At 69.7% G+C, this 25058-nt stretch carries 23 protein-coding genes; 12 read left to right on the top strand and 11 right to left on the bottom strand.

Annotation, left to right across the window (positions count from 1 at the left end; genetic code table 11):
* The first annotated feature begins 336 nt into the window (after window positions 1-336).
* The 5 genes from phaP to TSO352_RS18885 all read left to right on the top strand — a co-directional run bounded on the left by phaP (window position 337) and on the right by TSO352_RS18885 (window position 5688).
* Window positions 337-861, top strand: a complete 525-nt coding sequence (phaP, locus tag TSO352_RS18905) for a TIGR01841 family phasin (protein WP_109110733.1) — start codon at window positions 337-339, stop codon at window positions 859-861.
* 363 nt (window positions 862-1224) lie between these two features.
* Window positions 1225-1704 (top strand): phasin family protein, encoded by a 480-nt coding sequence (locus TSO352_RS18900; RefSeq protein WP_109108832.1) that lies wholly within the window; start codon window positions 1225-1227, stop codon window positions 1702-1704.
* Between the two features lie 351 nt (window positions 1705-2055).
* Complete coding sequence (gene clpS, locus TSO352_RS18895; protein WP_109108831.1) at window positions 2056-2382, top strand: ATP-dependent Clp protease adapter ClpS; 327 nt, start codon at window positions 2056-2058, stop codon at window positions 2380-2382.
* 8 nt (window positions 2383-2390) lie between these two features.
* A complete protein-coding gene (clpA, locus tag TSO352_RS18890) occupies window positions 2391-4706 on the top strand; it encodes an ATP-dependent Clp protease ATP-binding subunit ClpA (RefSeq protein WP_109108830.1) in 2316 nt (771 codons plus the stop codon).
* Between the two features lie 145 nt (window positions 4707-4851).
* Window positions 4852-5688 (top strand): NAD kinase, encoded by an 837-nt coding sequence (locus TSO352_RS18885; protein ID WP_109108829.1) that lies wholly within the window; start codon window positions 4852-4854, stop codon window positions 5686-5688.
* Between the two features lie 24 nt (window positions 5689-5712).
* Here the strand turns inward: TSO352_RS18885 and TSO352_RS18880 are convergent, their stop codons facing one another.
* The 3 genes from TSO352_RS18880 to TSO352_RS18870 all read right to left on the bottom strand — a co-directional run bounded on the left by TSO352_RS18880 (window position 5713) and on the right by TSO352_RS18870 (window position 8157).
* Window positions 5713-6903 carry a fused response regulator/phosphatase gene (locus TSO352_RS18880; RefSeq protein WP_109108828.1) on the bottom strand — a complete coding sequence of 397 codons (1191 nt, stop codon included), beginning with the start codon at window positions 6901-6903 and terminating at the stop codon, window positions 5713-5715.
* A gap of 2 nt (window positions 6904-6905) precedes the next feature.
* Entirely contained in the window at window positions 6906-7784 is an 879-nt protein-coding gene (locus TSO352_RS18875) for an ATP-binding protein (protein WP_109108827.1), read from the bottom strand.
* Between the two features lie 67 nt (window positions 7785-7851).
* Entirely contained in the window at window positions 7852-8157 is a 306-nt protein-coding gene (locus tag TSO352_RS18870) for an STAS domain-containing protein (RefSeq protein WP_109108826.1), read from the bottom strand.
* A gap of 327 nt (window positions 8158-8484) precedes the next feature.
* On the opposite strand from TSO352_RS18870, the gene TSO352_RS18865 reads away from it, so the two are divergent.
* Genes TSO352_RS18865 through TSO352_RS18855 form a run of 3 tightly spaced genes read left to right on the top strand, consistent with a single transcriptional unit; the run spans window position 8485 to window position 15445 of the window.
* Complete coding sequence (locus tag TSO352_RS18865; RefSeq protein WP_247872249.1) at window positions 8485-10902, top strand: PAS domain-containing sensor histidine kinase; 2418 nt, start codon at window positions 8485-8487, stop codon at window positions 10900-10902.
* Window positions 10899-14045 carry an ATP-binding protein gene (locus TSO352_RS18860; RefSeq protein WP_247872248.1) on the top strand — a complete coding sequence of 1049 codons (3147 nt, stop codon included), beginning with the start codon at window positions 10899-10901 and terminating at the stop codon, window positions 14043-14045. Before TSO352_RS18865 ends, TSO352_RS18860 begins: the two co-directional genes overlap by 4 nt.
* The gene (locus TSO352_RS18855; RefSeq protein ID WP_109108825.1) at window positions 14042-15445 is read left to right on the top strand and encodes a DUF1329 domain-containing protein; all 1404 of its coding nucleotides are present in this window, start codon (window positions 14042-14044) and stop codon (window positions 15443-15445) included. Before TSO352_RS18860 ends, TSO352_RS18855 begins: the two co-directional genes overlap by 4 nt.
* A 10-nt stretch (window positions 15446-15455) precedes the next feature.
* Here the strand turns inward: TSO352_RS18855 and TSO352_RS18850 are convergent, their stop codons facing one another.
* Both TSO352_RS18850 and TSO352_RS33565 read right to left on the bottom strand, forming a co-directional pair.
* On the bottom strand, window positions 15456-16097 hold the full coding sequence (locus TSO352_RS18850; RefSeq protein ID WP_109108824.1) for a general stress protein: 642 nt from the start codon (window positions 16095-16097) through the stop codon (window positions 15456-15458).
* 125 nt (window positions 16098-16222) lie between these two features.
* Entirely contained in the window at window positions 16223-16369 is a 147-nt protein-coding gene (locus TSO352_RS33565) for a hypothetical protein (protein ID WP_199231653.1), read from the bottom strand.
* 99 nt (window positions 16370-16468) lie between these two features.
* On the opposite strand from TSO352_RS33565, the gene TSO352_RS18845 reads away from it, so the two are divergent.
* The 3 genes from TSO352_RS18845 (at window position 16469) to TSO352_RS18835 (ending at window position 19125) form a co-directional block, all read left to right on the top strand.
* The gene (locus tag TSO352_RS18845; protein WP_109108823.1) at window positions 16469-17032 is read left to right on the top strand and encodes an ankyrin repeat domain-containing protein; all 564 of its coding nucleotides are present in this window, start codon (window positions 16469-16471) and stop codon (window positions 17030-17032) included.
* Between the two features lie 42 nt (window positions 17033-17074).
* Entirely contained in the window at window positions 17075-18058 is a 984-nt protein-coding gene (locus TSO352_RS18840) for a CobD/CbiB family cobalamin biosynthesis protein (protein ID WP_109108822.1), read from the top strand.
* Window positions 18059-18237: 179 nt separating this feature from the next.
* Complete coding sequence (locus TSO352_RS18835; RefSeq protein WP_247872247.1) at window positions 18238-19125, top strand: DMT family transporter; 888 nt, start codon at window positions 18238-18240, stop codon at window positions 19123-19125.
* A 6-nt stretch (window positions 19126-19131) separates the two neighbouring features.
* On the opposite strand, the gene TSO352_RS18830 is transcribed toward TSO352_RS18835, so the two are convergent.
* The 3 genes from TSO352_RS18830 to htpX form a co-directional block, all read right to left on the bottom strand.
* Window positions 19132-19848: a hypothetical protein gene (locus TSO352_RS18830; RefSeq protein WP_109108821.1), complete on the bottom strand. Its 717-nt coding sequence runs from the start codon at window positions 19846-19848 to the stop codon at window positions 19132-19134.
* Window positions 19845-20777: an exopolyphosphatase gene (locus tag TSO352_RS18825; protein WP_109108820.1), complete on the bottom strand. Its 933-nt coding sequence runs from the start codon at window positions 20775-20777 to the stop codon at window positions 19845-19847. Before TSO352_RS18825 ends, TSO352_RS18830 begins: the two co-directional genes overlap by 4 nt.
* 100 nt (window positions 20778-20877) lie before the next feature.
* Window positions 20878-21864: a zinc metalloprotease HtpX gene (gene htpX, locus TSO352_RS18820; protein WP_109108819.1), complete on the bottom strand. Its 987-nt coding sequence runs from the start codon at window positions 21862-21864 to the stop codon at window positions 20878-20880.
* An 87-nt stretch (window positions 21865-21951) separates the two neighbouring features.
* Between htpX and TSO352_RS18815 the strand changes: the two genes are divergently transcribed.
* Window positions 21952-22164, top strand: coding sequence for a succinate dehydrogenase assembly factor 4 (locus TSO352_RS18815; RefSeq protein WP_247872246.1), 213 nt, complete (start codon window positions 21952-21954; stop codon window positions 22162-22164).
* Window positions 22165-22174: 10 nt separating this feature from the next.
* Here the strand turns inward: TSO352_RS18815 and TSO352_RS18810 are convergent, their stop codons facing one another.
* The 3 genes from TSO352_RS18810 to ugpA are packed head-to-tail and all read right to left on the bottom strand — an operon-like array spanning window position 22175 to window position 25009.
* Window positions 22175-23242 carry a sn-glycerol-3-phosphate import ATP-binding protein UgpC gene (locus TSO352_RS18810; RefSeq protein ID WP_109108818.1) on the bottom strand — a complete coding sequence of 356 codons (1068 nt, stop codon included), beginning with the start codon at window positions 23240-23242 and terminating at the stop codon, window positions 22175-22177.
* A gap of 25 nt (window positions 23243-23267) precedes the next feature.
* Window positions 23268-24128 carry a sn-glycerol-3-phosphate ABC transporter permease UgpE gene (ugpE, locus tag TSO352_RS18805; protein ID WP_109108817.1) on the bottom strand — a complete coding sequence of 287 codons (861 nt, stop codon included), beginning with the start codon at window positions 24126-24128 and terminating at the stop codon, window positions 23268-23270.
* The gene (gene ugpA / locus TSO352_RS18800) at window positions 24125-25009 is read right to left on the bottom strand and encodes a sn-glycerol-3-phosphate ABC transporter permease UgpA (RefSeq protein ID WP_109108816.1); all 885 of its coding nucleotides are present in this window, start codon (window positions 25007-25009) and stop codon (window positions 24125-24127) included. The genes ugpE and ugpA overlap by 4 nt, the downstream gene beginning before the upstream one ends.
* Window positions 25010-25058: the final 49 nt, after the last annotated feature.

The raw sequence follows: 25058 nt of genomic DNA, 5'->3' as shown, positions 1-25058 counted from the left end.
ATCGGCCCGCCATCGCAACGTTGGCGAGGCCGGCGCCCACGAAGTTCACGCTTTCGTGGTATGACGCAGCGCAACAGGATAGTCCGAATACCGCCGAACGGACTGTTGACACCAGCCGGGCCTACTCATAGATTGCTCATATTGCAGTGCAGCATCCGCTGGCGCCGTTCCACGGTTTCGGCGGGGAAATGCAACGTATAATCGCAACGAATGCCGCTGCCGGCAGGCTTCGCGACCCGCTTCCGGGCGGCCGGGGCCAAACCCCAACCGCCGGCGAGGCCGGCTCCAGTCAAAGCCGCCGGCGAAGCCGGCATCAGCCAGGAAGGAACGCGCGTCATGACTCAGTTCACGCCCCAGTTCACGCCGAAGTCGCTCGAGACCGTGGCCACCCAGGCCAAGGAGCAGTACGAGGGCCTGGTCAAGGCCGGCCAGGAGCAGACGGTGAAGCAGTTCGAGCAGACCGCGTCCGCCGCGAAGGAGCAGTTCGAGAAGGCCACCACCCAGATCCTGAAGAGCTACGAAGACCTTCAGGCCGCCGGCAAGGCCAACGTCGAGGCGCTGGTCGCCAGCAGCACGATCGCCGCCAAGGGCGCCGAGGATCTGAGCCGCGAGGTCGTCGCCTACAGCCAGTCGGCGCTGGACAAGTCGATCACCACCGGCAAGGCCCTGCTGACCGCCAAGAGCCTGCAGGAAGTGGTCGAGCTGCAGAACGCCTTCCTGAAGTCGAGCTTCGACTCCCTGGTGGCCGAGACGACCCGCATCCAGGAGCTGACCACCAAGGTCACCAACGAGGCGCTGGCCCCGCTGAACGCCCGCGTCACCGCGACGGTCGAGACCTTCTCCAAGCCGATCGCCGCCTGAGCGTCCGACCCGTCCGACGGCGTCCTCCCCTCATGGGCGGGACGCCCGATGACGGGGCAGCCCCGCACGGCCCGCCTCGCACGGCCCGACGACCCCCATCCGGTCGTCGGGCCGTCTTGCGTTTTGGGGTCAGGCCCCGGCCCCCGCCGGCCAGGGCTTTGCACGCGGGGATTTTTGTGCACTGCACAAAAACCGGTTGACTCGCCCGGCGGCCCGGCTTACATAAGACTTATGTTGCGGTGCAGCATATCTCGGGCGCCCGCTCTGCCGGGGCCCCGAGGGTTTCAACCCACTCCGCACCCGGTTGCCGCAAGCGCGGGACCGCGCGGTTGACCCCTGACAGAGAACGCGAGGAGCATAGCCATGTCCGACAAATTCGCCGCCGCCACCAAGTCCATCGAAGACGCCGTTTCCACCGCCAAGCAGAACCTGGAAGGCCTGGTCAAGGCCCAGCAGGAGCAGGTCGAGAAGGCGTCGGCCCAGATCCTCAAGAGCTACGACGAGCTGTCCGTCCTGACCAAGGGCAACGTCGACGCCGTCGTGAAGTCCGGCACCATCGTCGCCAAGGGCGCCGAAGAGGCCGGCAAGCAGGTCGCCGCCTTCACCCAGTCCTCGCTGGAGAAGAGCGTGTCGACCGGCAAGGCCCTGCTGGCCGTCAAGACCATCCAGGAGCTGATCGAGCTGCAGAGCGCCTTCGCCAAGGCCAGCTTCGACGCCCTGGTGTCGGAGAGCAGCAAGCTGCAGGAGCTGTCGGTCAAGATCGCCAACGAGGCCCTGGCCCCGATCAGCGAGCGCGTGACCCTGACGGTCGACACCCTGTCGAAGAAGCCGCTGGCCGCCTGACCGGGCGCCATCCTTCCGACAGCGACGCATCGACCGCGAGGCGGCCCCGGCGGGCCTCCGCGGTGACGAAGGCCCGGCACCCCGCAAAAGGGGGGTGCCGGGCCTTTTTCGTTGCGGCACCCCCCGGTCGGGCGGGTCGACCGTGGCGGCCGGCCGGCAGCGGGTCAGGATTTCCGCCAATTGCGCCCCGACCGGATGTGATGCCTCCTATTTCGGAGTAGCGGACCGGCCGGCGGGCCAAAGGAGGGTCTGCCAAATGGAGGGAGACCGAAAACGGCCCCTTCCCAGCGCGCCCAAAATGACCATATCATCTTCATACACAGTGCATCGCGATGACATTCGACTGGGACCATGGCCGACTCTGACAAGCACGGCAACGACGGCACGAACAGCGGGGTGGTCGTCAAGGCCAAGCCGAAAACCAAGAAGCCGTCGATGTATAAGGTCTTGATGCTGAACGACGACTACACTCCCATGGAGTTCGTCGTTCTCGTTCTCGAACGCTTCTTCAGCAAATCGCGGGAGGAAGCGACCCAGATCATGCTGCATGTGCACCGGCGGGGTGTGGGGTTGTGCGGCGTGTTCACCTACGAGGTGGCGGAGACGAAAGTCACGCAGGTTATGGACTTTGCGCGCCAGAACCAGCACCCGCTGCAATGTACGTTAGAAAAGGATTAAACCCACACATGCTGTCGCGTAACCTGGAACAGACGCTGCACAGAGCCCTGGCCCACGCGAACGAGCGCAGGCATGAATACGCGACGCTCGAACACCTGCTTCTCGCGTTGACCGAAGACTCCGATGCTACCGCCGTCTTGCGCGCCTGCGGGATCGATCTCGACCGTCTGCGCGCGGAACTGTCGGATTACCTCGACAACGAACTTGCGAACCTTATCACGAACAGGCCCGATGACGCCAAGCCGACGGCTGGATTCCAACGGGTTCTGCAGCGTGCGGCCATCCACGTCCAGTCGTCGGGACGTGAGGAGGTGACGGGAGCAAATGTGCTCGTTGCCTTGTTCTCTGAACGCGAGAGCCACGCGGTTTATTTCCTGCAGGAGCAGGAGATGACCCGGTTCGACGCGGTCAACTACATCTCTCACGGAATCGCGAAGGCTCCGGGCCGCTCGGATACCAAGCGGGTCTCGGGCGCCGACGACGAGGCGGCGGCGGAGAAGGTCGTGAAAAAAGGCAGCGAAGCGCTCGAGGCTTATTGCGTCAACCTGAACAAGAAGGCCTCCGGCGGGAAGATCGATCCGCTGATCGGGCGGGAGCAGGAGGTCGAACGGACCATCCAGATCCTGTGCCGGCGGTCGAAGAACAACCCGCTGTATGTCGGTGACCCCGGCGTCGGCAAGACGGCCATCGCCGAAGGGCTGGCCCGCCGCATCGTCCAGCAGGAAGTGCCGGAGGTGTTGCGCAACGCCACCATCTTCGCGCTCGACATGGGCTCGCTGCTGGCCGGCACGCGCTACCGCGGCGATTTCGAGGAGCGGCTGAAGGCCGTCGTGTCGGAACTCGAGGCGACCGAAGGGGCCATCCTCTTCATCGACGAGATCCACACGGTGATCGGCGCCGGCGCCACCTCGGGCGGGGCGATGGACGCCTCCAACCTGCTGAAGCCGGCGCTCGCCTCCGGCGCGCTGCGCTGCATCGGGTCGACCACCTACAAGGAATACCGCAGCTACTTCGAAAAGGACCGGGCGCTGGTCCGGCGCTTCCAGAAGATCGACGTCAACGAGCCGTCGGTCGAGGACGCGATCAAGATCCTCCAGGGTCTGAAGCCCTATTACGAGAAGCACCACAAGGTCACCTACACCAACGACGCCATCCGCGTCGCGGTGGAGCTGTCGGCCAAGTACATCGGCGACCGCAAGCTGCCCGACAAGGCGATCGACATCATCGACGAGGTCGGCGCCGCGCAGATGCTGCTGCCGGAGAACAAGCGCCGCAAGAAGATCGGCGTGAAGGACGTGGAGGCGGTGGTCGCCAAGATCGCCCGCATCCCGCCGAAGTCGGTCAGCCGCGACGACAAGGAAACGCTCCTGAACCTGGAGCGCGACCTGAAGACCATGGTCTTCGGCCAGAACAAGGCGATCGACGCGCTGGTCTCCGCGATCAAGCTGGCGAGAGCCGGCCTGCGCGAGCCGGAGAAGCCCATCGGCAACTATCTGTTCACCGGCCCGACCGGTGTCGGCAAGACCGAGGTGGCCCGCCAGCTCGCCATGACGCTGGGCATCGAGCTGACCCGCTTCGACATGTCGGAGTATATGGAACGGCACACGGTGTCGCGGCTGATCGGCGCCCCGCCGGGCTATGTCGGCTTCGACCAGGGCGGCATGCTGACCGACGCGATCGACCAGCACCCGCACTGCGTCCTGCTGCTGGATGAGATCGAGAAGGCCCATCCGGATCTGTTCAACATCCTGTTGCAGATCATGGACCACGGCAAGCTGACCGATCACAACGGCAAGATCGTCGATTTCCGCAACGTCATCCTGATCATGACCTCGAACGCCGGGGCCGCCGACATGGCCAAGCCCGCCATCGGCTTCGAGCGTGACCGCCGGGTCGGCGAGGATATCGAAGCGGTCGAGAAGATGTTCACGCCGGAGTTCCGCAACCGCCTCGACGCGATCATCCCGTTCGCGCCGCTGACGCAGGAGGTCATCAACCGCGTCGTCGACAAGTTCATCATGCAGATGGAAGCCCAGTTGGAAGACCGCGGCGTGTCCATCGAGCTGAACGAGGAGGCGCGCGAGTGGCTGGGCAAGAAGGGCTACGACCCACTCTACGGCGCCCGTCCGCTCGGCCGCGTGATCCAGGAGTACATCAAGAAGCCGCTGGCGGAAGAGCTGCTGTTCGGCAAGCTCAGCAAGGGCGGTCTCGTCAAGGTCACCGTCAAGGACGACAAGCCGTCCTTCGAATACACCGAAGGCAACCGGCCGAAGCGCACCGCCGGCGATGACGATGAGGAAATGGTGTCGGAGATGGCCGAATAACCTCGGCCGATCCGATGGCTGCGATGAAGAAGGAGGCCCCTTGCGGCCTCCTTTTTTCTTGCCCGCCCCGCTGGAACATTCTTTTGCAGCGCAGCATCGACCGGCGAGGTTTCGCAGCGCCGCCGGACTGCGCTATGGTCGCGCCATGACCGATACCGCCAGCACGCCGCCCGCGACCACGCCGGCTGCCCAGCAACTCAACCCCGACACGCTGCGCATCGCCTTCGCCTGCGCGGACACGGACGAGGCGCGCGCCGCCCGCACCCGGCTGGTTCACCGCTACGGAAACGCCCAGGCGGACGAGGCCGACGTGATCGTCGCGCTGGGCGGCGACGGCTTCCTGCTGGAAACGCTGCACCGGGCGCTGTCCCGCGACCGCCAGCAGCCGACCCCGGTCTACGGCATGAACCGCGGGTCGGTCGGCTTCCTGCTGAACATCTACCGCGAGGAGGATCTGGCGGAGCGCATCGTCGCCGCCCAGCAGGTCCGGCTGCACCCGCTGCGGATGCTGGCGACCCGTGTGAACGGCGAGCGGGTGGAGGCGCTGGGCATCAACGAGGTGTCGCTGCTGCGCGAGACGCGGCAGGCCGCCAAGCTGCGCATCACCATCGACGGGGTGGTCCGGTTGCCCGAGCTGATCTGCGACGGCGCCCTGGTGGCGACGCCGGCCGGCAGCACCGCCTACAATCTGTCGGCCCACGGCCCGATCGTGCCGCTGAACGCCGGCGTGCTGGCGCTGACCCCGATCAGCACCTTCCGCCCGCGGCGCTGGCGCGGCGCGTTGCTGCCGCACACCGCCAAGATCACCTTCGACATCCTGGAAGAGGCCAAGCGTCCGGTCAGCGCCGTCGCCGACTTCACCGAAGTGCGCGAGGTGCTGCGGGTCGAGGTGCAGGAATGCCGCGACGTCGCCCTGACCCTGCTGTTCGACCCCGAACTGAACTTCGAGGAACGCATCCTGAAGGAGCAGTTCGCGCCTTAGGCGGCTCACATCGTCAGCGCCGCCTCACGCCCGCCGCGCGATCCACACCGCCGTCAGGTCGTCGCGCAGGGGCAGGTGGGTGCGGGCGTAGAAGCGGTCCATCATCGGGCGCAGCGGACGCTGGCGGTCCAGGGCCAGCGCATCGCGGACGAAGTCGGGGACGGCGTCCTGGCCCAGCGGCCCCAGCTCGTCGCCCGGGCATTCGATCAGGGCGTCGCTGTACAGGAACAGGAAGCCGCCGCGCGGCAGCCGGAAGGTCTGGTCGGCATACTGCGCCCGGCGCGAGGCGCCCAGCACCAGCCCGGCGCTGTCGAGCAGGCGGAGATCGGGACCGCCCCCCGCCCCCCCGGCCACCGGCGTTCCCAGCACCGGGTTGGGAGAGCCGGCCGCGGCGAAGGTCAGCGTGTCGGTCGCCATGTCGAGGATGCCGAAGAAGGCGGTGGCGAACTGGCCGGTCGGCAGCACGTCCTTCAGCGCGCTGTTCAACTGCGCCAGCCATTGCGACGGCGCCACATGCTGCATGGGGAACCGGTCGATCAGCGTGTGCAGCCGGAAGGTGTTGATCGCCGCGGTGATGCCGTGCCCGGCAAAGTCGACCATCAGCACGCCCAGCCGGCGGTCGCCCAGCGGGTAGATGCCCCAGAAATCGCCGCCCAGTTCCGACGACGTTTCGAAATGGGCGTCCAGCGTCAGCCCGTAGCGGTTCGCCACCTCAGTCAGCCGGCGGCTTTCCGGCAGCAGCGAATGCTGCATGGCGCGGGCGTGCGACAGCTCGCGCTGCACCCGCTCGCGGAAATTGGCGAGGTCGTTGAACAGCTTGCGCTTTTCCAGCTGGTGGCGGACACGAGCCACGCATTCGCCGGGCTTGATCGGCTTGGAGATGAAGTCGCTGCCGCCGGCGTCGAAGCAGCGCACCTGCTCCTCGTCGCTGTCCAGCGCGGTCTGGAACAGGACCGGCAACTGCTCGTGCGTCGCGTTGCGGCGCAGCGCCTCGCACATCTCCCAGCCGTTCATCACCGGCATGTCGACGTCCAGCAGGACGAGGTCGGGGTGGAAACGGTCGACCGCCGCCAGACCTTCCCGCCCGTTCTCGGCGAACGCGATGTCGGTGATGCCGGCGCGGCGGATCACCAGGGCCAGCGATTTCCGATTGAACTCGTTGTCGTCGACGATCAGGACACGGCAATCGGACAGCGACAGGGGCGACACGGCCATGATCAACCCGTCAACAGATCAGCCTGACTGTGATCAGCCGGGCTGCGGTCGCCCGGACCGCGGTCGAAATGCAGGACGGTGCAGCGCCCGCCGTCCGTCACCGTCACGCGGGCGGCCAGCGCGCGCATGAAGACGAAGCCGCGGCCGGACCGCGCCTTGCCGCCGGTGACGGCCGGTGCCAGATCGGTGTCGAAGCCGCCGCCCTGGTCGACCACGGCGATGGCGATGGCGCGGTCGCTCCAGCGGCAGAAGATGTCGAGCCGGCGCCGGACCACCGCGGGGTCGTCCAATCGGTCGCGCATCATCTGGCTGAACAGCCGATAGCCGCCCGGCTGGCTCTTGGTCGCGCTGGACAGGCCCAGGTTGCCGTGGACGATGGCGTTGGCGATGGCCTCGTGCAGGCACAGCTCGGTGTTGGACCGCCGTTGCGGATCCAGCACGCCGCGCCGCACCAGCTCGTCGCAGACCAGCACCGCGCATTGCAGGCCATAGGCGCTGCCGGTGGTCAGCGACAGGTAGAAGCCCGGCCAGTGCGGATGGTCGGCGGCCGACACGCCCGACCAGTCGTCGAGCAGCGCCGCCGCCTCGTCCGCCCCCTCCCCCAGTTCCACGGTCAGGAAGGGGTTGCGGTCGAAGGCGGCGCGCAGCCGGTCGTGGTCGGCACGTTCCATCAGCTGCGCCTCCACCGCCGGGCCGGGCCCGCCGTCCCCCGGGATCCCGGCCGCCCCGCCGTCCGCATCCCCAGATTCGGGCCCGGCTCCGGCCGCACCAAATCGGGCGGCGACCCGCGCCGCCATGTCCGGCGGCACACGATCCCGCAGGACGCTGAAGGCGCGGGGCGCCGGCAGGTCCGGCGAAGTGTCGGAAACGGCGGCGTCCATGGCGGCAAGCTCCCGCAGGGAAGGAGGACCGGCCCGGGAGGCCGGCAGGAGGAGGCCGGCGGGCCGGTCAGGCTTCGATCGCGATGATCTCGCCGAGGCGGGCAAGGTCGATGGAGCGCTTCACGTCGCCCCGCAGGTTGCGCAGGATCATCTTGATGTTGCGCGTCTCCGCCTCCTCCTGGAGGATCATCAGCATGCCGAGCCCGGCGCTGTCGATGAACTCCAGGTCGATCATGTCGATGACGAAGCGCTGCGTCCGCGCACCCTGCACGACGGCGGCGATGACACCCAGCCGGTCGTGATCGGTGAACTCCAGGCGGCCGGTCAACCGCACCTCGGTCGCCTCTGCCGTTTCGGTCGTCTTGAAATCCATGGTCGCCTCAGTAATCCCCTCACCCGTCCGACGCCGGACGGTCAGCCTGTGCGGGCGGCCGGAGCGCGGTTCATACGAATGCGCGCGAAACCAGACCGCCTCACCTATGCACAGTAGTGCAAGCCGTCACATCCGCTCAAGGCCATATCCCACCAGACCCGGTCTTTCCCCACCGGCGCGACACTTTTCCCCGGCGGGAGGGTCGTGGTTTGCCCCCATGGACGGCCCGCCCGCAACACGGTAGAACGTCCGGGTGGGTCCGCGCGCACCGCGTGCCCAGCTCCCCTGGCGGGGTCTGGCGCCAACCTTCGTCCGGAACGGCAACGCATGACCAGGATCGCTGAGGCGTGGCGGCGGGTGCCGACGGTATCAGCCAAGTTCCTGCTGATCCTGGTGCCGAGCCTGGTGGTCGCGGTGTCGCTGTTCTCCGCGCTGTTCTTCTACGACCGCTACCAGGATCTCCAGTCGGCACTGCGCGAGAAGGTGGCCTCCATCGCCGACATCAACGCGACGGCGCTGTCCGGCAACCTGTGGACCTTCGACGTCGACGCGATCCGCAACGTCATCCAGGCGATCGGCGCCAACCGCGAGCTGGTCTGCGTCGAGGTGACCGACGATCTGGCCGACGGCCTGTTCGCCTGGCCGGGGCCGAGCTGCCCGCTGAGCGGCGACGCCAACATCGAACGCCGGCCGATCCGCGTCCAGAACCTGCAGGTCGGCACCATCACCCTGCATTACAGCCACCGGTCGGTGCGCGAGCAACTGCGGCAGGAGGTGGTGAACACCGCCATGCTGCTGCTGATGATGCTGGCCGGCACCGTCGCCGCGGCGCTGGCGGCGCTGCGGCTGACGGTGGGGCGGCCGCTGCAGCGGCTGATCGCCTCCATCCTCGAATCCGAACGCGGCGGTGGCCTTCGGCCGGTCGACTGGCGGGCCGGCGACGAGCTGGGACGGGTGATCCAGGCCCACAACGCCATGCTCGCCCGGCTGGGCCAGGAGGAGGCCGCGCTGCGCAAGAGCGAGCAGCGGCTGGCGCTCGCCATCACCGCGACGCGCTCGTCGGTGTGGGACTACGACCTGGGCACCGGCCTCTATTGGTGGTCGAAGGAGTTCCCCGCCCTGCTCGGCTACGGCCCGTCGGAGCTGGCGATGACGGCGGAGACCTGGGCCTCGCTGCTGCACCCGGACGAGGCGGAGCGGGTGATGGCCGAGTCGCGGCGGCGGCTGCGCGACCGCTCGATGGCCTACACCGCGGTCTACCGCATGCGGCGGCGCGACGGCCAATGGGCCTGGATCGAGGACCGCGCCACCGCCCAGCGCGACGGCGACGGCCGCGCCCGCCGCCTGACCGGCACCATGTCGGACGTTACCGAGCGGGTGCGGGCGGAGCTGGACCTCGCCCAGGAACGCAACATCCTCCAGGTGACGCTCGACAACACCGACCAGGGCATCATCAAGGTCGACCGCGACGGGCGGGTGGTCACGGCAAACCGCCGCGCCGCCGAACTGCTGAACCTGCCGCCGGAGACACTGGCCGGCACCCCGCTGTTCGCCGATCTGGTCGCCCTGCAGCGCCGGCGCGGCGAGTTCGGCGAGATGGGTGACGACCCCGACCTGTACCTCACCTACGGCGTCGCCGCCGATGGGCTGGCCGGCAGCGGTTCGGGCAGCGGTTCGGGCGGCGACGCCCTGGACGAGCCGGGCGGCGCCATCGACCAGCCCTTCACCTTCAAGCGCCGCCGCCCCGACGGCCGCATCGTCGAGGTGCGGACCAACCCGCTGCCGGAGGGCGGGTTCGTCCGCACCCTGACCGACGTGACGGTGGAGGCGCGCTCGGCGGAAGAGATCTTCAACGCGATGCAGGAGCTGGAACGCGCCTACGCCGACCTGAAGGAAACCCAGGCCAATCTGGTCCAGGCGGAGAAGATGGCCTCGCTCGCCCTGCTGGTCGCCGGCGTCGCGCACGAGATCAACACCCCGATCGGCATCGCCTTCGGCTGCGCCACCCACCTGTCCGGCCGCACCGGCGCGCTCAGCGAGAGCTTCGAAAGCGGCACGATGCGGAAATCCGACCTGGCCGCCTACGTCGCCACCGCCAGCGAATCCTCGCGCCTGATCGAACAGAACCTGACCCGCGCCGCCGAACTGATCCAGAGCTTCAAGCGCGTCGCCGTCGACCAGACCAGCGAGGAGCGCCGCCGCTTCGACCTGCTGGCCTATCTGGAGGAGGTGGTGACCTCGCTCGGCCCCACCCTGCGCAAGAGCCGCCACCGCGTCGCCATCGCCTGTTCGCCCGGCATCCTGATGGACAGCTTCCCCGGCGCGCTGAGCCAGGTGGTGACCAATCTGGTGATGAACGCGCTGACCCACGCCTTCCCGGCCGACGCCAAGGGCCACATGGTCATCGACGTCGACGAGATGCCGGACGGCGAGGTGGAGATCCGCTTCGCCGATGACGGCATCGGCATCCCGCTGGAGCACCAGCCCAAGGTGTTCGAACCCTTCTTCACCACGCGCCGCGGCGCCGGCGGCAGCGGGCTGGGGCTGCACATCGTCTTCAACCTGGTCACCCAGACGCTGGGCGGGCGGATCTCGGTTGACAGCGTTCCCGGCGATGGAACTACCTTCACCCTGCGCATCCCCAGGACGGCGGTCCCCGCCCCGCCCCCCGCTGCGCCCGCCGCCGCGGATCGGGCCAGGCCCGACCCGCCGGAATCCCTCCCCCTGGAGACCGAACCCGCATGAGCACCGTCTTCGACGACGACGAGATCCTGTTCGCCGACGAAGAGGCCGGTTGGGACGTCGTCGGCCGAGCCACGGGCGGCCGCAGCGCGGCGGCGGTGCCGCGCAAGGCCTTCGTCGACCCGGCGGCGCCGCCCTGGACCATCCTGGTGGTCGACGACGAGTCGGACGTCCATTCCATGACCGGGCTGCTGCTGGCCGACGTCACCTTCCAGGGGCGGCGGCTGGATCTGGTCAGCCGCTACACCGCGGCGGATGCCCGCATGGTGCTGGAACACCGCCGCGACGTCGCCGTGATCCTGCTGGACGTGGTGATGGAGGAGGACGACTCCGGCCTGAAGCTGGTGCGCTGGATCCGGGACGAGCTGGGCAACCGCGACGTCCGCATCATCCTGCGCACCGGCCAGCCGGGGCAGGCGCCGCAACGCGACGTGATCGTCGATTACGACATCAACGACTACAAGCCGAAGGCCGACCTGTCGGCGGAAAGCCTGTTCACCGCGGTGATCGCCGCGCTGCGCGCCTTCGACCAGATCCAGTCGATCGAAACCCGCGTGGCCGAACGCACCCGCGAACTGCACGAGAGCCGTGAGCAGATCAACGCGGTGCTGGAGGCCAGCCCGGTCGGCGTCTGCGCCTATGACGAGAGCGGCATCGTCGTCCTGACCAACCACCGGCTGGTGTCGCTGCTGGGCGTGTCCAAGGAACGGCTGGTCGGCTCCAGCGTCGGCGAGCTGTTCGCCGACACCGTCGAGCCGAATGGCCGGGACGCCCCCCTGCATGACGAGGCGCGCTGGCTCTATTACCGCCGTCCGGTGCGCGACGCCGAGGTGAAGCTGTGCCGCGCCGACGGCTCCACCTTCTGGGCGCTGATGTCGGTCGACCCAGCGGTGGTGGATGGGCAGCCGGTCTACCTGTCCTGGATCTACGACATCACCCGCCGCAAGCTGGCCGAACGCCAGATGGAGATCGCCAAGGAGCAGGCGGAGGAGGCGACCAAGGCCAAATCCGCCTTCCTGGCGACGATGAGCCACGAGATCCGCACGCCGATGAACGGCGTCCTCGGCATGCTGGGCCTGCTGGAGCGGACGGCGCTGGACGACCACCAGCGCGACACCGTCGGCACCATGCGCGAGTCGGCCAACGCCCTGCTGCGGATCATCGACGACATCCTCGACTTCTCCAAGATCGAGGCCGGCAAGATGGATCTGGAGCGGGTGCCGCTGTCGGTCCCCGCCCTGGTGGAGGGCGTCGCCGAGACGCTGGCCCCCGCCGCCGGCGCCAAGGGGCTGACGCTGCTGACCTACGTCGACCCGGCGATCCCGCCGGCGTTGCTGGGCGATCCGGTCCGGCTGCGCCAGATCCTGTTCAACCTCGCCGGCAACGCCATCAAGTTCACCGACGCCGGCCGCGTCATCCTGCGCGCCGAGCTGGAGGACGGTGGAAGCGGCACCGGAAGCGCCGCTGACGGCGGTCCCGGCACGATGCTGCGGATCGCGGTGTGCGACACCGGCATCGGCATCGCCGAGACCACCCGGCAGCGGCTGTTCCAGCCCTTCACCCAGGCGGAAAGCTCGACCACCCGGCGCTTCGGCGGCACCGGGCTGGGGCTGTCGATCAGCCGGCGGCTCGCCGCGCTGATGGCCGGCGAGATCGGGGTGGAGAGCACGCCCGGCGCCGGCTCCACCTTCTGGCTGCGCCTGCCGCTCGCCCGATCGGCCGGTGCCGCGGCCGAGGCGGCCGAGGCGGCGGACGGCAACGCCGGCATCGACCTCGGCGGGCTGACCGTCCTGCTCGGCCTGTCGGACGACACCGAACGCGGCTTCCTCGCCCGCTATCTCGAACAGGCCGGCGCCCGGGTGCTGCCCGCCGCCTCGCCGCAGGAGCTGGCGACCCAGGCCCGCGTCGCCCGCGAGGCCGGCTGCGCCGTCAACGTCGTCACCGTCGACGAGGCGCTGCACGTCCCCGCCGCCGCCTGCGCGCCGGAAGAGCTGGGCCGCCGCAGCGGCGAGGCGCGGCCGCCGGTGGTCCTGCTGTGCCATGCCTGCGGCGAGCCGGGCGCCGCGGGCAAAGCGCGGGCCACGCCCGCCATGACCGACCCGGGCACCGTCGTGCTGGGCCGGCCGATGCGCCGGCTGACGCTGCTGCGCGCCGTCGCCGTGGCGGCCGGCCGGCCGGTCAATCCGGCCGTCGCGCTGCACAACGCCGGCGACCGCAACGGCGAACCGGGCGCCGGCAACCCGCCGGCCGCCGGACCGGCCGGGGCGGTGTCGTGCCCACCCTCCACCGACGCCGGACCGGCCACCACCGCGCCCAGCGTCGAGGAGGCCGAGGCCGAGGGCCGCCTGATCCTGGTGGCGGAAGACAACCCGGTGAACCGCAAGGTGCTGCTGATGCAGCTCCAGGCGCTGGGCTACGCCGCCCGGATGATGCCCGGCGGGGCGGAGGCGCTGGCCGCCTACGACGCGATGCGGACCGGGCGCCGCCGCTACGCCCTGCTGCTGACCGACGTCCAGATGCCGGAGGTCGATGGGTTCGAGCTGACCCGCCACATCCGCAGCGCCGAACGCGAGGGGGCCGGCGCCGCCGCCCCCCTGCCGATCATCGCCATCACCGCCAACGCCGCCCCGGCCGACATCGAGAGCTACCGCGCCGCCGGCATGGACGACGTGCTGAGCAAGCCGCTGGAACTGTCGCAACTGGCCGTCGCGCTGGCCCGCTGGATGCCGCCGGCAGCGGACGCCGCCGCAGCGCCGCCCCCCTCTCCGCCGGTGCCTCCGGCGCCGCCGGACCCGCCCGATGCGGCCACGGTCGACCTCGGCGGGTTGCGGGCGCTGTGCGGCGGCGACACGGCGATGCTGGCGGAACTGCTGGACGACTTCGTCACCATCGGCCGCGGCGTCCTGGCCGACCTGGACGCCGCGCTCGCCGCCGGCGACCATGGCTGGGTGCGGGCCTGCGCCCACAACCTGAAGGGCTCGTCGCGCAACGCCGGGGCCAAGCCGCTGGCCGAGGCGGCGCGGGTGCTGGAGCAGGCCGCCGCCGACGGTGCCCCACCCGCCATCCTCGAACCGGCGGCCGAGGCGTTGCGCCGCGCCTTCGCCACCGCCTGCACGGCGATCACGGCGGAGCTGGCCACATCATGACCGCGCGATCCCCCCTCCGCCCCGACCGCCGCGAGGCGCTCGGCCTGCTGCTGGGCGCCGCCGGTGCGGTGGCGACGCCGCCCGCGCTGGCGCAGGGCACCGCCCCCGAACCGCCGCCGGCCACCATGGCTCCCGGTGCGGTTCCGCGGCTGGGCGAGGAGCTGACGCCGTTCGGCGCGGTGCGCGCCGGCAACCGCACCCGCGCCATTCCGCCCTGGACCGGCGGGCTGACCACCGCGCCGCGCGGCTACGTCCCCGACCGGCCGATGGTCGATCCCTATCTGGAGGATGTGCGCTGGTTCACCGTCGGCGCCGCCGATGTGGAACGCTACAAGGTCCGGCTGACCGCCGGCCAGCAGGCGCTGCTGGAGAAGCATCCGCAGAGCTTCGAACTGGCGCTGTTCCCCAGCCACCGCAGCGCCGCCGCGCCCCAGCGCGTCTACGACGCGACGCTGGCCAACGCCGGCCGCGCCGCGCTGGGCGAGAACGGGCTGGCGCTGCGCAACGCGTCGGTCGGCGTGCCCTTCCCCATCCCGGCCAACGGGGTGCAGGCGATGTGGAACCACAAGCTGCGCTGGCGCGGCACCAGCCTGTCGCGCACCAGCCTGACCGTCCTGCCGACGCAGGGCGCCCTGTCGCGCACCCGCCTGCGCGAGGAGTTCGCCTGCCCCTACGCCGCCGGAGACGAGGCGTCGCCGCCGCTGCTCTACCGCCGCACCATCCTGGAGCCGAAGGAGCAGGCCGGGACCACGCTGCTGATCCACGGGACGCTCGACCCGATCGGCGCGCGCAGCCTCGCCTGGGCGCGCGAGGGCGAACGCGGCCGGGTGACGCGGGCGCCGGGCTTCGCCTACGACACGCCCGACCCGGTGACCGACGGCATCTGCACCGCCGACATGCTGGACATGTTCAGCGGCGCGCTCGACCGCTTCGACTTCACGCTGGTGACGCGGCGCGAGATGTACGTCCCCTACAACGCCTACCGGCTGGGCAACCCCAGCCTGGCGCTGAAGGACTTCCTGTGGCCGGGCCATCCCAACCCGCAGTTCCTGCGCTACGAGATGCACCGGGTCTGGGTCGTCGACGCCCGGCTGAAGCCGAACTTCAAGCACAGCCTGCCCGACCGCACCTATTACCTGGACGAGGACAGCTGGCAGATCGTCATGGCCGAGCATTACAACGGCAAGGGCGAGCTGCAGCGCTACTCGGAGGTCCACGGCGTCGCCCATTGGCAGGTCCCGGTCTACGCGCCGGCGGTGGAGTTCACCTTCGACCTGACCGCCGACCGCTACGTCGCCCGCGGCGTCGACAACGGCCTGCCGCCACCGGTGTTCGACGCCCCGATCAAGCCGGACGACTTCACCCCCGAATCGCTGGCCCGCCGCGGCCGGCGGGGATAAGGCGGCGGGATCACTCCGACCCGGTCTGCCGCACCTCGTGGACCTCGGCCGGATGGGCGGCGTGGCGGTTCAGCAGCTCCAGCGCGACGCGTTCGCGCGCGGCGTCGCCGACATTGACCCACAGCAGGATGCCGCCCTTGTCGAGCTGCTGCAGCATCGGCTCGTTGCGCTTGTCGGTCAGCCACTGCGACAGGAAGGAGCCGGCGGCCCCGCCGCCCATGCCCGCCGCCGCCGCCGCCGCCGCGGCCGCCAGCGCGGTGCCGCCGGTGGCCAGGACGGCGCCGGTCGCGATGATCGCGCCGACATAGGCGGGGAAGCCCATCGCCACGCCCTTGCCGCTGCCGGTGTCCTCCGGCGAGATGAAGGCCTGGCGCGGGGCGTTGGGGTCGTGGGCAAGCTCGCCGATGTCGCCCGGCACATGGCCCAGCCGGTCGCGGATGGTCTCGTCGTTGGCGAGCACGCTCAGCTCATGACGCTGGAACCCGGCCATCGTCAGGTCGTCGATCGCCTTCTGCAAGGCGTCGCGGCTGTCGAAGACGCCCACCGCCTCGCGCACCGTGCCGTGGACGCCGGCACCCGCCGAGTCGTCGCTGCCACCCGTCCAGGCGCTGGAATCGACCGTGGTCGGACTCGGGTCGTTCCTGTCGCTCATGCCTCCACCCCCTTCGCTTCGCTGGATGCCGGGCCGGATGTCCGGCTGATCCGGATCCAACCGGGGACAGGGGGCAAGGTTCCGCCAAGGTTTCGGTCACGGCCCCCGCCGGAGTTGGGGGAGGATCAGGGGTGGCCGGACGCCGCCGCCGGCGCCACCACGCCGCGCGGTTCCGGCATCGCGCCCAGGAACCACCACAGGCCGAGCCCGATCAGCACGGCCTTGACCAGCAGGAACAGCGCGATGTGGCGGGCGAGCGGGTTGCGGAGCATGACGGCCCGGCGAAACGATGCGGCAAAGGCGGAACTGGCAAAGGGGCCGGGCTTTTGGCTAGTATCCGGCACCCCCGCTGTCAAGGAAGGACACCCGCCATGAAGCGGCTCCTGCTCGCCCCCGTTGTCGCCGCCGGCCTCATGCTCTGCACCGCCGCCCCGGCCTTCGCCCAGATCAGCCTGTTCCAGGACACCGGGCTGATGCAGGCGGTGTCCGACGGCGACGCCACCAAGCTGAAGGGCGCCCTGTTGAAGGGCGAGAACCCCAACCAGGCCGACATCCACGGCAAGACCGCGCTGCTGGTCGCCGTCGACCGCTCCAGCCCGGCGATGGCGTCGCTGTTGCTCGACGGCGGTGCCAACGTCAACCGCGCCGACAAGGCGGGCACCACCCCGCTGCTGGCCGCGGCCGAGACCGGCAATCCCGAGATGGTCGAGCTTCTCCTGAAGAAGGGCGCCAAGGTCGACCAGGAGAACCGCGAGGGGCTGACCCCGCTGATGGTCGCCGCCCGCAGCGGCCGGGCCGACATCGTCGAACGGCTGCTGAAGGCCGGCGCCAAGGTCGACCGGTCCGACTTCACCGGGCGCACCGCGCTGAACTGGGCGCAGGACAGCCGCAACGCCCGGGTCGGCACCCTGCTGCGCCAGGCCGGCGCCCGCTGATGCTCTTCCGCTGACCTTCTTCCGCTGACACCGGTGCCCACGATGTTCGGTTCGGCCTTCGGCGGTCCCGGCCCGCTGCTGCTCCTGCTGCTGGCGCTGGCGATCGACGCGCTGTTCGGCGACTGGCTGGACCGGGTGCTGCCCGACCCGGCGGCGCTGGCGCGGCGTTTCTGCAACGCCGCCGACGCCCGGCTGAACCGGGTGGAGCGCGGCCCGGCGGCGCGGCTGATGCGCGGCGCGCTGGTGGTGCTGGCGCTGCTCGCGGTCGCGGTGGCGGCCGGGATGCTGGTCGAATGGATCGGCGGCATCGGCCGCGGCTGGATGGTGGAGTTGCTGGCCCTGCTCTGCGGCCTGCGCGGCCGGGCCGCCTGGACCCGCGTCCGCGCCGTGCGCCGCGCGCTGGAGCGGGGCGGGGTCGTCGCCGGGCAGGAGGCGATCCAGGCGCTGACCCGCCGCCACGTCTACGGCCTGGACGAGCACGGCATCGCCCGCGCCGCGGTCGAGGCCGCGGCCCGCGCCTTCGACCGCAAGCTGGTCGCCCCGGTCTTCGGCTACGCCCTGCTCGGCGTGCCCGGCCTGTTCATCTGGACCGCGATGGACGGCGCCGACGCCGCGCTGGGCAGCCCCGGCATCCGGCACGAGCGGTTCGGCCTGACCGCCGCCACGCTCGACGACGCGCTGAACGCCCTGCCCGCCCGGCTGGCCGCCCTGCTGCTGGCGTTGGCCGCCCCCTTCAGCGGCACCGCCAAGGCCGGCGACGCTTTCCGCGCCCTGGGCCGCGACGCCCGCAAGCACCCGTCGCTGAACATGGGCTGGCCGATCGCCGCGATGGCCGGCGCGCTCGGCCTGTCGCTGGGCGGTCCACACCGCGACGGCGGCGTGGTCATCACCGAAAGCTGGATCGGCGACGGACGCGCCCGCGCCACCCCCGCCGACATCGGCCGCGCCCTGGCCTTGAGCGCGGTCGCCGCCCTGCTGCTGGTCGGGCTGGTCGCCCTGCTGCTGTGGGGCGTCGCGGGGATTTAGCGACCGCCCCCTGGGCTCCCCAGCCTTGCGCACACGGCACGGCAACGTCACGCCCTTGGCAGGGCAGGAACCGGCGCGCGTCCCAATATACTAATATGCGTAAATTGGGGAAAGCGGGGTTCATGAGCGCGGGGGACACGACGGCGACCGCGGGCGCGCCGGCATCGATGGATCGGGCCATGGAACGGGCAGCGGAGCGGGCATCCCGCCGGGCCGGCATCCTGTGGATGATGCTGACCACCCTGCTGTTCGTCACCCAGGACGCCACCATCCGTGTCCTGACCAAGAGTTACCCGGTGATGGAGGTGGCCTGGGCTCGCTTCGCGGTTCACATGCTGCTGGTCGGGGTGGTGGTCGCCTGGCGCAGCCCGCATCTGATGGTGTCACACCGCCTGCCGCTGCAACTGGTCCGCTCCTGCCTGCTGCTGGCGACGACGCTGCTGGCCATCCTGGCGCTGCGCGCCATTCCCTTTGCCGAGGTCCAGGCCATTGCCGCCGCGGTGCCGGTGCTGGTGACGGCGCTGTCGGTGCCGCTGCTGGGCGAAACCGTCGGCTGGCGGCGCTGGGCCGGCGTGCTGGGCGGGCTGACCGGAGCGCTGATCATCGTCGGGCCGGTCGGCGGCGCCTTCCATTGGGCGGTGCTGCTGCCGCTGGGGGCGGCGCTCAGCAACGCGCTGTACCAGATCGCCACCCGCAAGCTGAAGGGCGCCGATTCACCGACCACCACCATCTTCTACACCGGGATGGCCGGCACCCTGGTCTGCACGCTGGTCCTGCCCTTCAACTGGGTGACGCCGGACCTGACCGGGGCGGCGCTGATGCTGCTGCTGGGTACCCTGGGCGGCATCAGCCATTTCTGCCTGATCCGTGCCTACAGCGCCGCCCCCGCCTCCACGGTGGCGCCGTTCGGCTACACGACGCTGGTGTGGGCGGCGCTGTACGCCCTGATGCTGTTCGGCGAGGATCTGCGCCTGTCGACCATGGCCGGCACCGCCGTCATCGTCGCCAGCGGTGTCTACATCTTCTACCGCGAGCAGACGCGGGGCAGCGCCAAGTCCGCACCGTAACCCCGTTCAACCGGCCTGCGGCCCGACATCCTCGACCATGTAGAACGGCCCGCGCCGGTCGCGCGCGACCCGCAGGATGAAGCGGTTCAGCCCGCCGGCCTTGATCGTCCACAGGTCGTCGCCGTCGTCCAGCGGTCGCAGTTCCAGCTCGTCTGGCACCGGGGCCTCGCCCAGCCGTTTCAGGATGCGGTCGGCGCGGGTGCGGTCGATGGCGGGCAGGCTTTCGGCGGCGCGGGCGTCGAAATGGTCGCTCTTCACATAGCGGGTGCCGGCGCCCTGGATCGGGCTGGACGGCCGACCGGGCTGCAGCCGGGCGCGAGCCGCCATCAGGCGCCAGCGCGCCGCGCCGCAGGCCGCCAGCGCCGCGGCGTGGGACGCGGCGACCCGCTCGATCAGCGGCGGGAACAGCGGCATCAGCTCGCGCCGCTTGTAGGCAACGCGGCTCATCAGGTCGTGGATCGAGCGTTCCGCCGTGGCCGCCGCCTCGGGCAGCTCGGCGGTCTCCGCCACCAGCAGCGCCGGGATGGCGTCCAGCGCGGCAGCGGCGACCAGCCCATCGATGCGGGCCAGCGCCATCGCCCCCGCCGCGTCGACGCGGGCGATGGCCGCCTCCACCACCGGGCGGGCGCGGGCCAGCGCCTCGTCCCGCGGGACCTCGGCCGACAGGGAGGCCAGCCAAGCCGGATCGAAAAGCGCGGGATCGAAAAGCGTCTTGTCGATCAACCGTCGGCCTGCATGCGCGTGACGATGGTTTCCAGCACCGCGGCGGCCTGATCGTTGGCGACCTGGCAGGTGCCGGCCGCCTGATGGCCGCCGCCGCCATATTGCAGCATCAGCGGGCCGATGTCGGTCCTGGAGCTGCGGTTCAGGATCGACTTGCCGCAGGCCAGCACGGTGTTCTGCTGCTTCAACCCCCACAGCACATGGATCGACACGTTGGTGTCGGGGTAGAGCGCGTAGATCATGAAACGGTTGCCGGCGTAGATCGTCTCCTCGTTGCGCAGGTCGAGCACGACGACGTTGCCGCGCACGGTGGAGCAGCGCTTCAGCTGGTCGACGAACAGCTCGGCGTGCTGGATGTACAGCTCCACCCGCTCCTTCACATCGGGCAGGTCCAGGATCTGGGCGATGCTGTGGTTCCGGCAATAGTCGATTAGGTCCATCATCAACTGGTAGTTCGACACCCGGAACTCGCGGAAGCGGCCCAGCCCGGTGCGCGCGTCCATGATGAAGTTCAGCAGGGTCCAGCCGGTCGGGTTCAGGATGTCGTCGCGCTCGTAGCGCGCCGAATCGGCCTGATCGACCGCTGCCATCATCTCGTCGGAGATGGTGGGGAAGCGCTCCTTCCCGCCGTAGTAGTCATAGACGACGCGGGCGGCCGACGGCGCCTTGGGGTCGATGATGTGGTTGGACTTCTCGCCGACGCGCATGGTTTCCGACAGGTGATGGTCGAACACCATGTGGGCGCCCTCGACATAGGGCAGGTTGGTGGTGATGTCGCGGCCGGTGATCTCGACCTTGCCGTCCTGCATGTCCTTGGGATGGACGAACTTGATCTCGTCGAGGATGCCCAGATCCTTCAACAGGACGGCGCAGACGAGCCCGTCGAAATCGGAACGGGTGACGAGGCGGTATTTCGCGGCGTCGGACATGCAAGCTTCCCCTGGCGACCGTGGCGGTTGAACGCGTGCCGGCAGGGTAGTCGTCCACCCGTCCGGCGCGCAATCCTTTACCAGAGGGCCGCCCGCGACATCAGCCCCAGGGGCCGCGCCGCTTCTGCGGCATGAAGCCGCCCTGCGTGCCTTGCGGCGGCGCCCCCCAGGGCGACCGGCCATCCCGCGGCCGGGTGAAGCCGCCACCACCAACCCCGCCGCCAAAGCCGCCGGCCGGCGCCGCCATCGCCCGCAGGCGTGCCACCCGCTCGCCCATGTCGGGGTGGGTGGAGAACAGGCTGGCCATGCTGGCGCCGCTCAGCGGGTTGGCGATGAACAGGTGGGCGGTCGCCGGGTGCGCCTCCGCCTGATGATTGGGGATGTGGTTGGCGGCGTTGTGGATGTTGGTCAGCGCGTCGGCCAGCCAGTTGGGGCGGCCGCAGATCTCGGCGCCGATGCGGTCGGCCTCGAACTCACGGGTCCGGCTGATCGCCATCTGCACCAGGGAGGCGGCGATCGGCGCCAGGATGGCGGCCAGGATCGCGCCGACCATGCCCAGCGGGTTGCCGCCGCGCTCGTCGTTGCTGGAGCCGCCGAAGAACAGGCCGAAATTGGCCAGCATCGACACCGCGCCGGCGATGGTCGCGGTGATCGTCATGATCAGGGTGTCGCGGTTCTTCACATGGGCCAGCTCGTGCGCCATCACCCCGGCGATCTCCTCGGGGCTCAGGCGCTGCAGCAGGCCGGTGGTGGCGGCGACCGCGGCGTGTTCCGGGTCGCGCCCGGTGGCGAAGGCGTTGGGCTGATCGTTCTCGATGACGTAGACGCGCGGCATCGGCAGGCCGGCGCGCTCCGCCAGCCGGGCGACGATGCCGTGGAACTCGGGCGCCGACCAGGCATCGACCTCGCGGGCGCCGTACATCGACAGCACCATGTCGCCGGAGTTCCAGTAGCTGAACAGGTTCATGCCCAGCGCCACGACGAAGGCGATGATCAGGCCGGTCTTGCCGCCCAACAGGAAGCCGACCGCCATGAACAGCGCCGTCAGCCCGGCAAGGAGGATGGTGGTCTTCAGATAGCTGGTCATGGTCGTCGTATCGGTTCAGGATGGGTCGAAGCGGGATAAAATCCGCCTCGATCCCAGATATGGGCCCGATCCAAGCCCCCGTTCAAGATGCCCGCCATCGCGATGGACCGCATGACCGAATCGACCAAACCCCAGCCGACCGCCGCCGAACCGGCGAAGGACACCACCGTCGCCGACGCCACCGAAGGCACGGGGGCGAAGGCCCCCGAACAGATGCCCGGCGAGATCGGCGGCCCGAAGGGGCCGGAACCGACCCGCTACGGCGACTGGGAGTCCAAGGGCCGCTGCTCGGACTTCTGAGAGGGAGGCGTCACCCCTCCAGCCGCCGCCCGGTCACCGCGTCGAACAGGTGCAGCGCGTCGGGCGGAGGCGCCACGGTCAGGCGGTCGCCGTTGCGGCAGGTCGGCAGGCCGGCCACGCGGACCAGCAGTGATTCGCCGCCGGCCAAGCGGCCATAGACCACCGTGTCGGCGCCCAGTGCCTCCACCAGCTCGACCTCGATGGCGAAGCCGCTGTCGGCGGTCGCCAGATGCTCCGGCCGGACGCCCAGCTTGACCGCGCGGCCGGCGTCGGACAGGCGGGGCTGTGGCAGGGCCAGGCGGATGCCGCCGGCCAGATCCACCGCCTCGCCGCGGTCGTCGATGCGGCCGTCGAGCACGTTCATCGGCGGCGAGCCGATGAAGCCGGCGACGAACAGGCTGGCCGGGCGCTGGTAGACCTCCAGCGGCGTGCCGATCTGCTCCGCCACGCCATGGTTCATCACCAGAATGCGGTCGGCCAGCGTCATCGCCTCCACCTGGTCGTGGGTGACGTAGAGGCTGGTGATGCGCAGGCGGTCCTGCAGCCGCTTGATCTCCACCCGCATCTGGGTGCGCAGCTTGGCGTCCAGGTTCGACAGCGGCTCGTCGAACAGGAAGGCGGCCGGCTCGCGCACGATGGCGCGGCCCATGGCGACGCGCTGGCGCTGGCCGCCGGAGAGCTGGCTCGGCCGGCGGTCGAGGAAGCGGCCGAGTTCCAGGATCGCCGCCGCCTTGTCGACGCGCGCCCGGATCTCCGCCTTCGGCAGCCCGCGGATCTTCAGGCCGTAGGCCATGTTGTCGAACACGGTCATGTGTGGGTAGAGCGCGTAGTTCTGGAACACCATCGCGATGTCGCGGTCCTTGGGGTCCAGCTGGTTGACCACGCGCCCGCCGATGGCGACCTCGCCGCCGGTGATGGTTTCCAGCCCGGCGACCATGCGCAGCAGGGTGGATTTGCCGCAGCCGCTGGGGCCGAGCAGGACCAGGAACTCGCCATCCCGGATGGCGATGTCGATGCCCTTGATCGCTTCGACCGGGCCATAGGATTTGCGGACGTTCCGGATGTCGACGGTTGCCATTGTTCTTCTTTCCTTCGCCCGCGTCTTACTTTTCGCTGTCCACAAGACCCTTGACGAACCAGCGCTGCATCAGCAGCACCACCGCCACCGGCGGCAGCATCGCCAGCACGGTGGTCGCCATGATGATGTGCCAGTCGTTGGCCGATTCGCCGGTGCCGATCATCTTGGTGATGCCGGTCACGATGGTTTCCATGTCCCGGCTGCTGGTGACCAGCAGCGGCCAGAGATACTGGTTCCAGCCGTAGATGAAGAGGATGACGAACAGCGCCGCGATGTTGGTGCGCGACAGCGGCAGCACCACGTCGATGAAGAAGCGCACCGGCCCGGCGCCGTCGATCTTCGCCGCCTCCAGCAGTTCGTCGGGGATGGTCAGGAAGAACTGGCGGAACAGCAGCGTCGCGGTGGCCGACGCGATCAGCGGGATGGTCAGCCCGGCGTAGGTGTCGATCAGCCCCAGGTCGGCGACGACCTTGTAGGTCGGGATGATCCGCACCTCCACCGGCAGCATCAGCGTGATGAAGATCAGCCAGAAGAAGGCCATGCGCAGCGGGAAGCGGAAGAAGGCGACCGCGTAGGCCGACAGGATGGAGATGGCGATCTTCCCCAGCGCGATGGACAGCGCCATGACCAGGCTGTTCAGCATCATGGTGCGGACGGGGGTGTACATCGCGCGGTCGCCGGCCTCGCCGGCCCAGGCCTGGGCATAGTTCGCCGGCCCCTCCCCGCTCGGCCACAGCGGCAGGCCGCCGCGGCCGATGGTGCCGGAATCCCAGGTGGAGCCGATCAGCGTCACATAGATCGGGTAGACGAAGACCAGCACGCCGACGATCAGCACGATGTGGGGCACAAGGTCGATCAGGCGGCTGCGCGAGCTTGACGGCGTCATGCGTAATGGACCTTGCGCTCGACGAAGCGGAACTGCACCGCGGTCAGCGCGATGACGATCACCATCAGGATCACCGACTGGGCCGACGACCCGCCGAGGTCGTTGTTGACGACGCCGTCCTGGTAGACGCGGAAGATCAGCGTCTCCGTCGCCTTGCCGGGGCCGCCCTGGGTCAGGGCGTGGATGGTGCCGAAGGTTTCGAAGAAGGCGTAGACCATGTCGACCACCAGCAGGAAGAAGGTGGTCGGCGACAGCAGCGGGAAGGTGATGGTCCAGAACCGCCGCGCCGGTCCGGCGCCGTCGATGCTGGCGGCCTCCATCACCGACCGCGGGATCGCCTGCAGGCCGGCCAGGAAGAAGATGAAGTTGTAGGACACCTGCTTCCAGCTGGCGGCCAGGATGACCATCGCCAGCGCCTGCCCGCCGTTCAGCCGGTAGTCCCAGTCGTAGCCAAACGCCCGCAGCGCCCGGCCGAACGAGCCGATGTCGGGGTTGAAGATGAACATCCACAGCACCGCCGCCACGGCGGGCGCCAACGCGTAGGGCCAGATCAGCAGCGTCTTGTAGACCCGCGCGCCCTTGATCTTCGAATCGGCCAGCACCGCCAGCAGCAGCGCCACACCCATCGCCAGCACGGTCACCGCGACGCTGAAGATCACCGTGGTCTTCAACGTGTCGAGATAGTTCGGATCGCTCAGCACATAGGTGAAATTCTCGAACCAGACGAACTCGCTACGGATGCCGAAGGCGTCCTGAAGATGCACCGACTGCCAGATCGCCTGGGCCGCCGGCCAGATGAAGAACACCAGCGTCACCGCCACCTGCGGCGCAAGCAGCAGATAGGGCAACAGCCGACTGTCGAAGGTGACGCGACGCTGCAAAGGATGGTCTTTCTCTTTTCATGCCCTCTCCCGCCTCTCGCACAAACTT

The organism is Azospirillum sp. TSO35-2 (assembly GCF_003116095.1).
In the GTDB taxonomy this organism is placed as follows: domain Bacteria; phylum Pseudomonadota; class Alphaproteobacteria; order Azospirillales; family Azospirillaceae; genus Azospirillum.
Note: the sequence above shows the minus strand (reverse complement) of the source record. Positions and strands in the feature narration are given on the sequence as shown.

Coding starts and splice junctions, on each gene's coding strand:
- TSO352_RS18845 (WP_109108823.1), top strand. CDS start 16,469: ATGAAGCGGCTCCTGCTCGCCCCCGTTGTCGCCGCCGGCCTCATGCTC.
- TSO352_RS18880 (WP_109108828.1), bottom strand. CDS start 6,903: ATGGCCGTGTCGCCCCTGTCGCTGTCCGATTGCCGTGTCCTGATCGTC.
- TSO352_RS18850 (WP_109108824.1), bottom strand. CDS start 16,097: ATGAGCGACAGGAACGACCCGAGTCCGACCACGGTCGATTCCAGCGCC.
- TSO352_RS18860 (WP_247872248.1), top strand. CDS start 10,899: ATGAGCACCGTCTTCGACGACGACGAGATCCTGTTCGCCGACGAAGAG.
- TSO352_RS18840 (WP_109108822.1), top strand. CDS start 17,075: ATGTTCGGTTCGGCCTTCGGCGGTCCCGGCCCGCTGCTGCTCCTGCTG.
- TSO352_RS18835 (WP_247872247.1), top strand. CDS start 18,238: ATGGAACGGGCAGCGGAGCGGGCATCCCGCCGGGCCGGCATCCTGTGG.
- phaP (WP_109110733.1), top strand. CDS start 337: ATGACTCAGTTCACGCCCCAGTTCACGCCGAAGTCGCTCGAGACCGTG.
- clpA (WP_109108830.1), top strand. CDS start 2,391: ATGCTGTCGCGTAACCTGGAACAGACGCTGCACAGAGCCCTGGCCCAC.
- TSO352_RS18865 (WP_247872249.1), top strand. CDS start 8,485: ATGACCAGGATCGCTGAGGCGTGGCGGCGGGTGCCGACGGTATCAGCC.
- TSO352_RS18885 (WP_109108829.1), top strand. CDS start 4,852: ATGACCGATACCGCCAGCACGCCGCCCGCGACCACGCCGGCTGCCCAG.
- htpX (WP_109108819.1), bottom strand. CDS start 21,864: ATGACCAGCTATCTGAAGACCACCATCCTCCTTGCCGGGCTGACGGCG.
- TSO352_RS18810 (WP_109108818.1), bottom strand. CDS start 23,242: ATGGCAACCGTCGACATCCGGAACGTCCGCAAATCCTATGGCCCGGTC.
- TSO352_RS18825 (WP_109108820.1), bottom strand. CDS start 20,777: ATGTCCGACGCCGCGAAATACCGCCTCGTCACCCGTTCCGATTTCGAC.
- TSO352_RS18900 (WP_109108832.1), top strand. CDS start 1,225: ATGTCCGACAAATTCGCCGCCGCCACCAAGTCCATCGAAGACGCCGTT.
- ugpE (WP_109108817.1), bottom strand. CDS start 24,128: ATGACGCCGTCAAGCTCGCGCAGCCGCCTGATCGACCTTGTGCCCCAC.
- TSO352_RS18815 (WP_247872246.1), top strand. CDS start 21,952: ATGCCCGCCATCGCGATGGACCGCATGACCGAATCGACCAAACCCCAG.
- TSO352_RS33565 (WP_199231653.1), bottom strand. CDS start 16,369: ATGCTCCGCAACCCGCTCGCCCGCCACATCGCGCTGTTCCTGCTGGTC.
- TSO352_RS18875 (WP_109108827.1), bottom strand. CDS start 7,784: ATGGACGCCGCCGTTTCCGACACTTCGCCGGACCTGCCGGCGCCCCGC.
- clpS (WP_109108831.1), top strand. CDS start 2,056: ATGGCCGACTCTGACAAGCACGGCAACGACGGCACGAACAGCGGGGTG.
- TSO352_RS18870 (WP_109108826.1), bottom strand. CDS start 8,157: ATGGATTTCAAGACGACCGAAACGGCAGAGGCGACCGAGGTGCGGTTG.
- TSO352_RS18855 (WP_109108825.1), top strand. CDS start 14,042: ATGACCGCGCGATCCCCCCTCCGCCCCGACCGCCGCGAGGCGCTCGGC.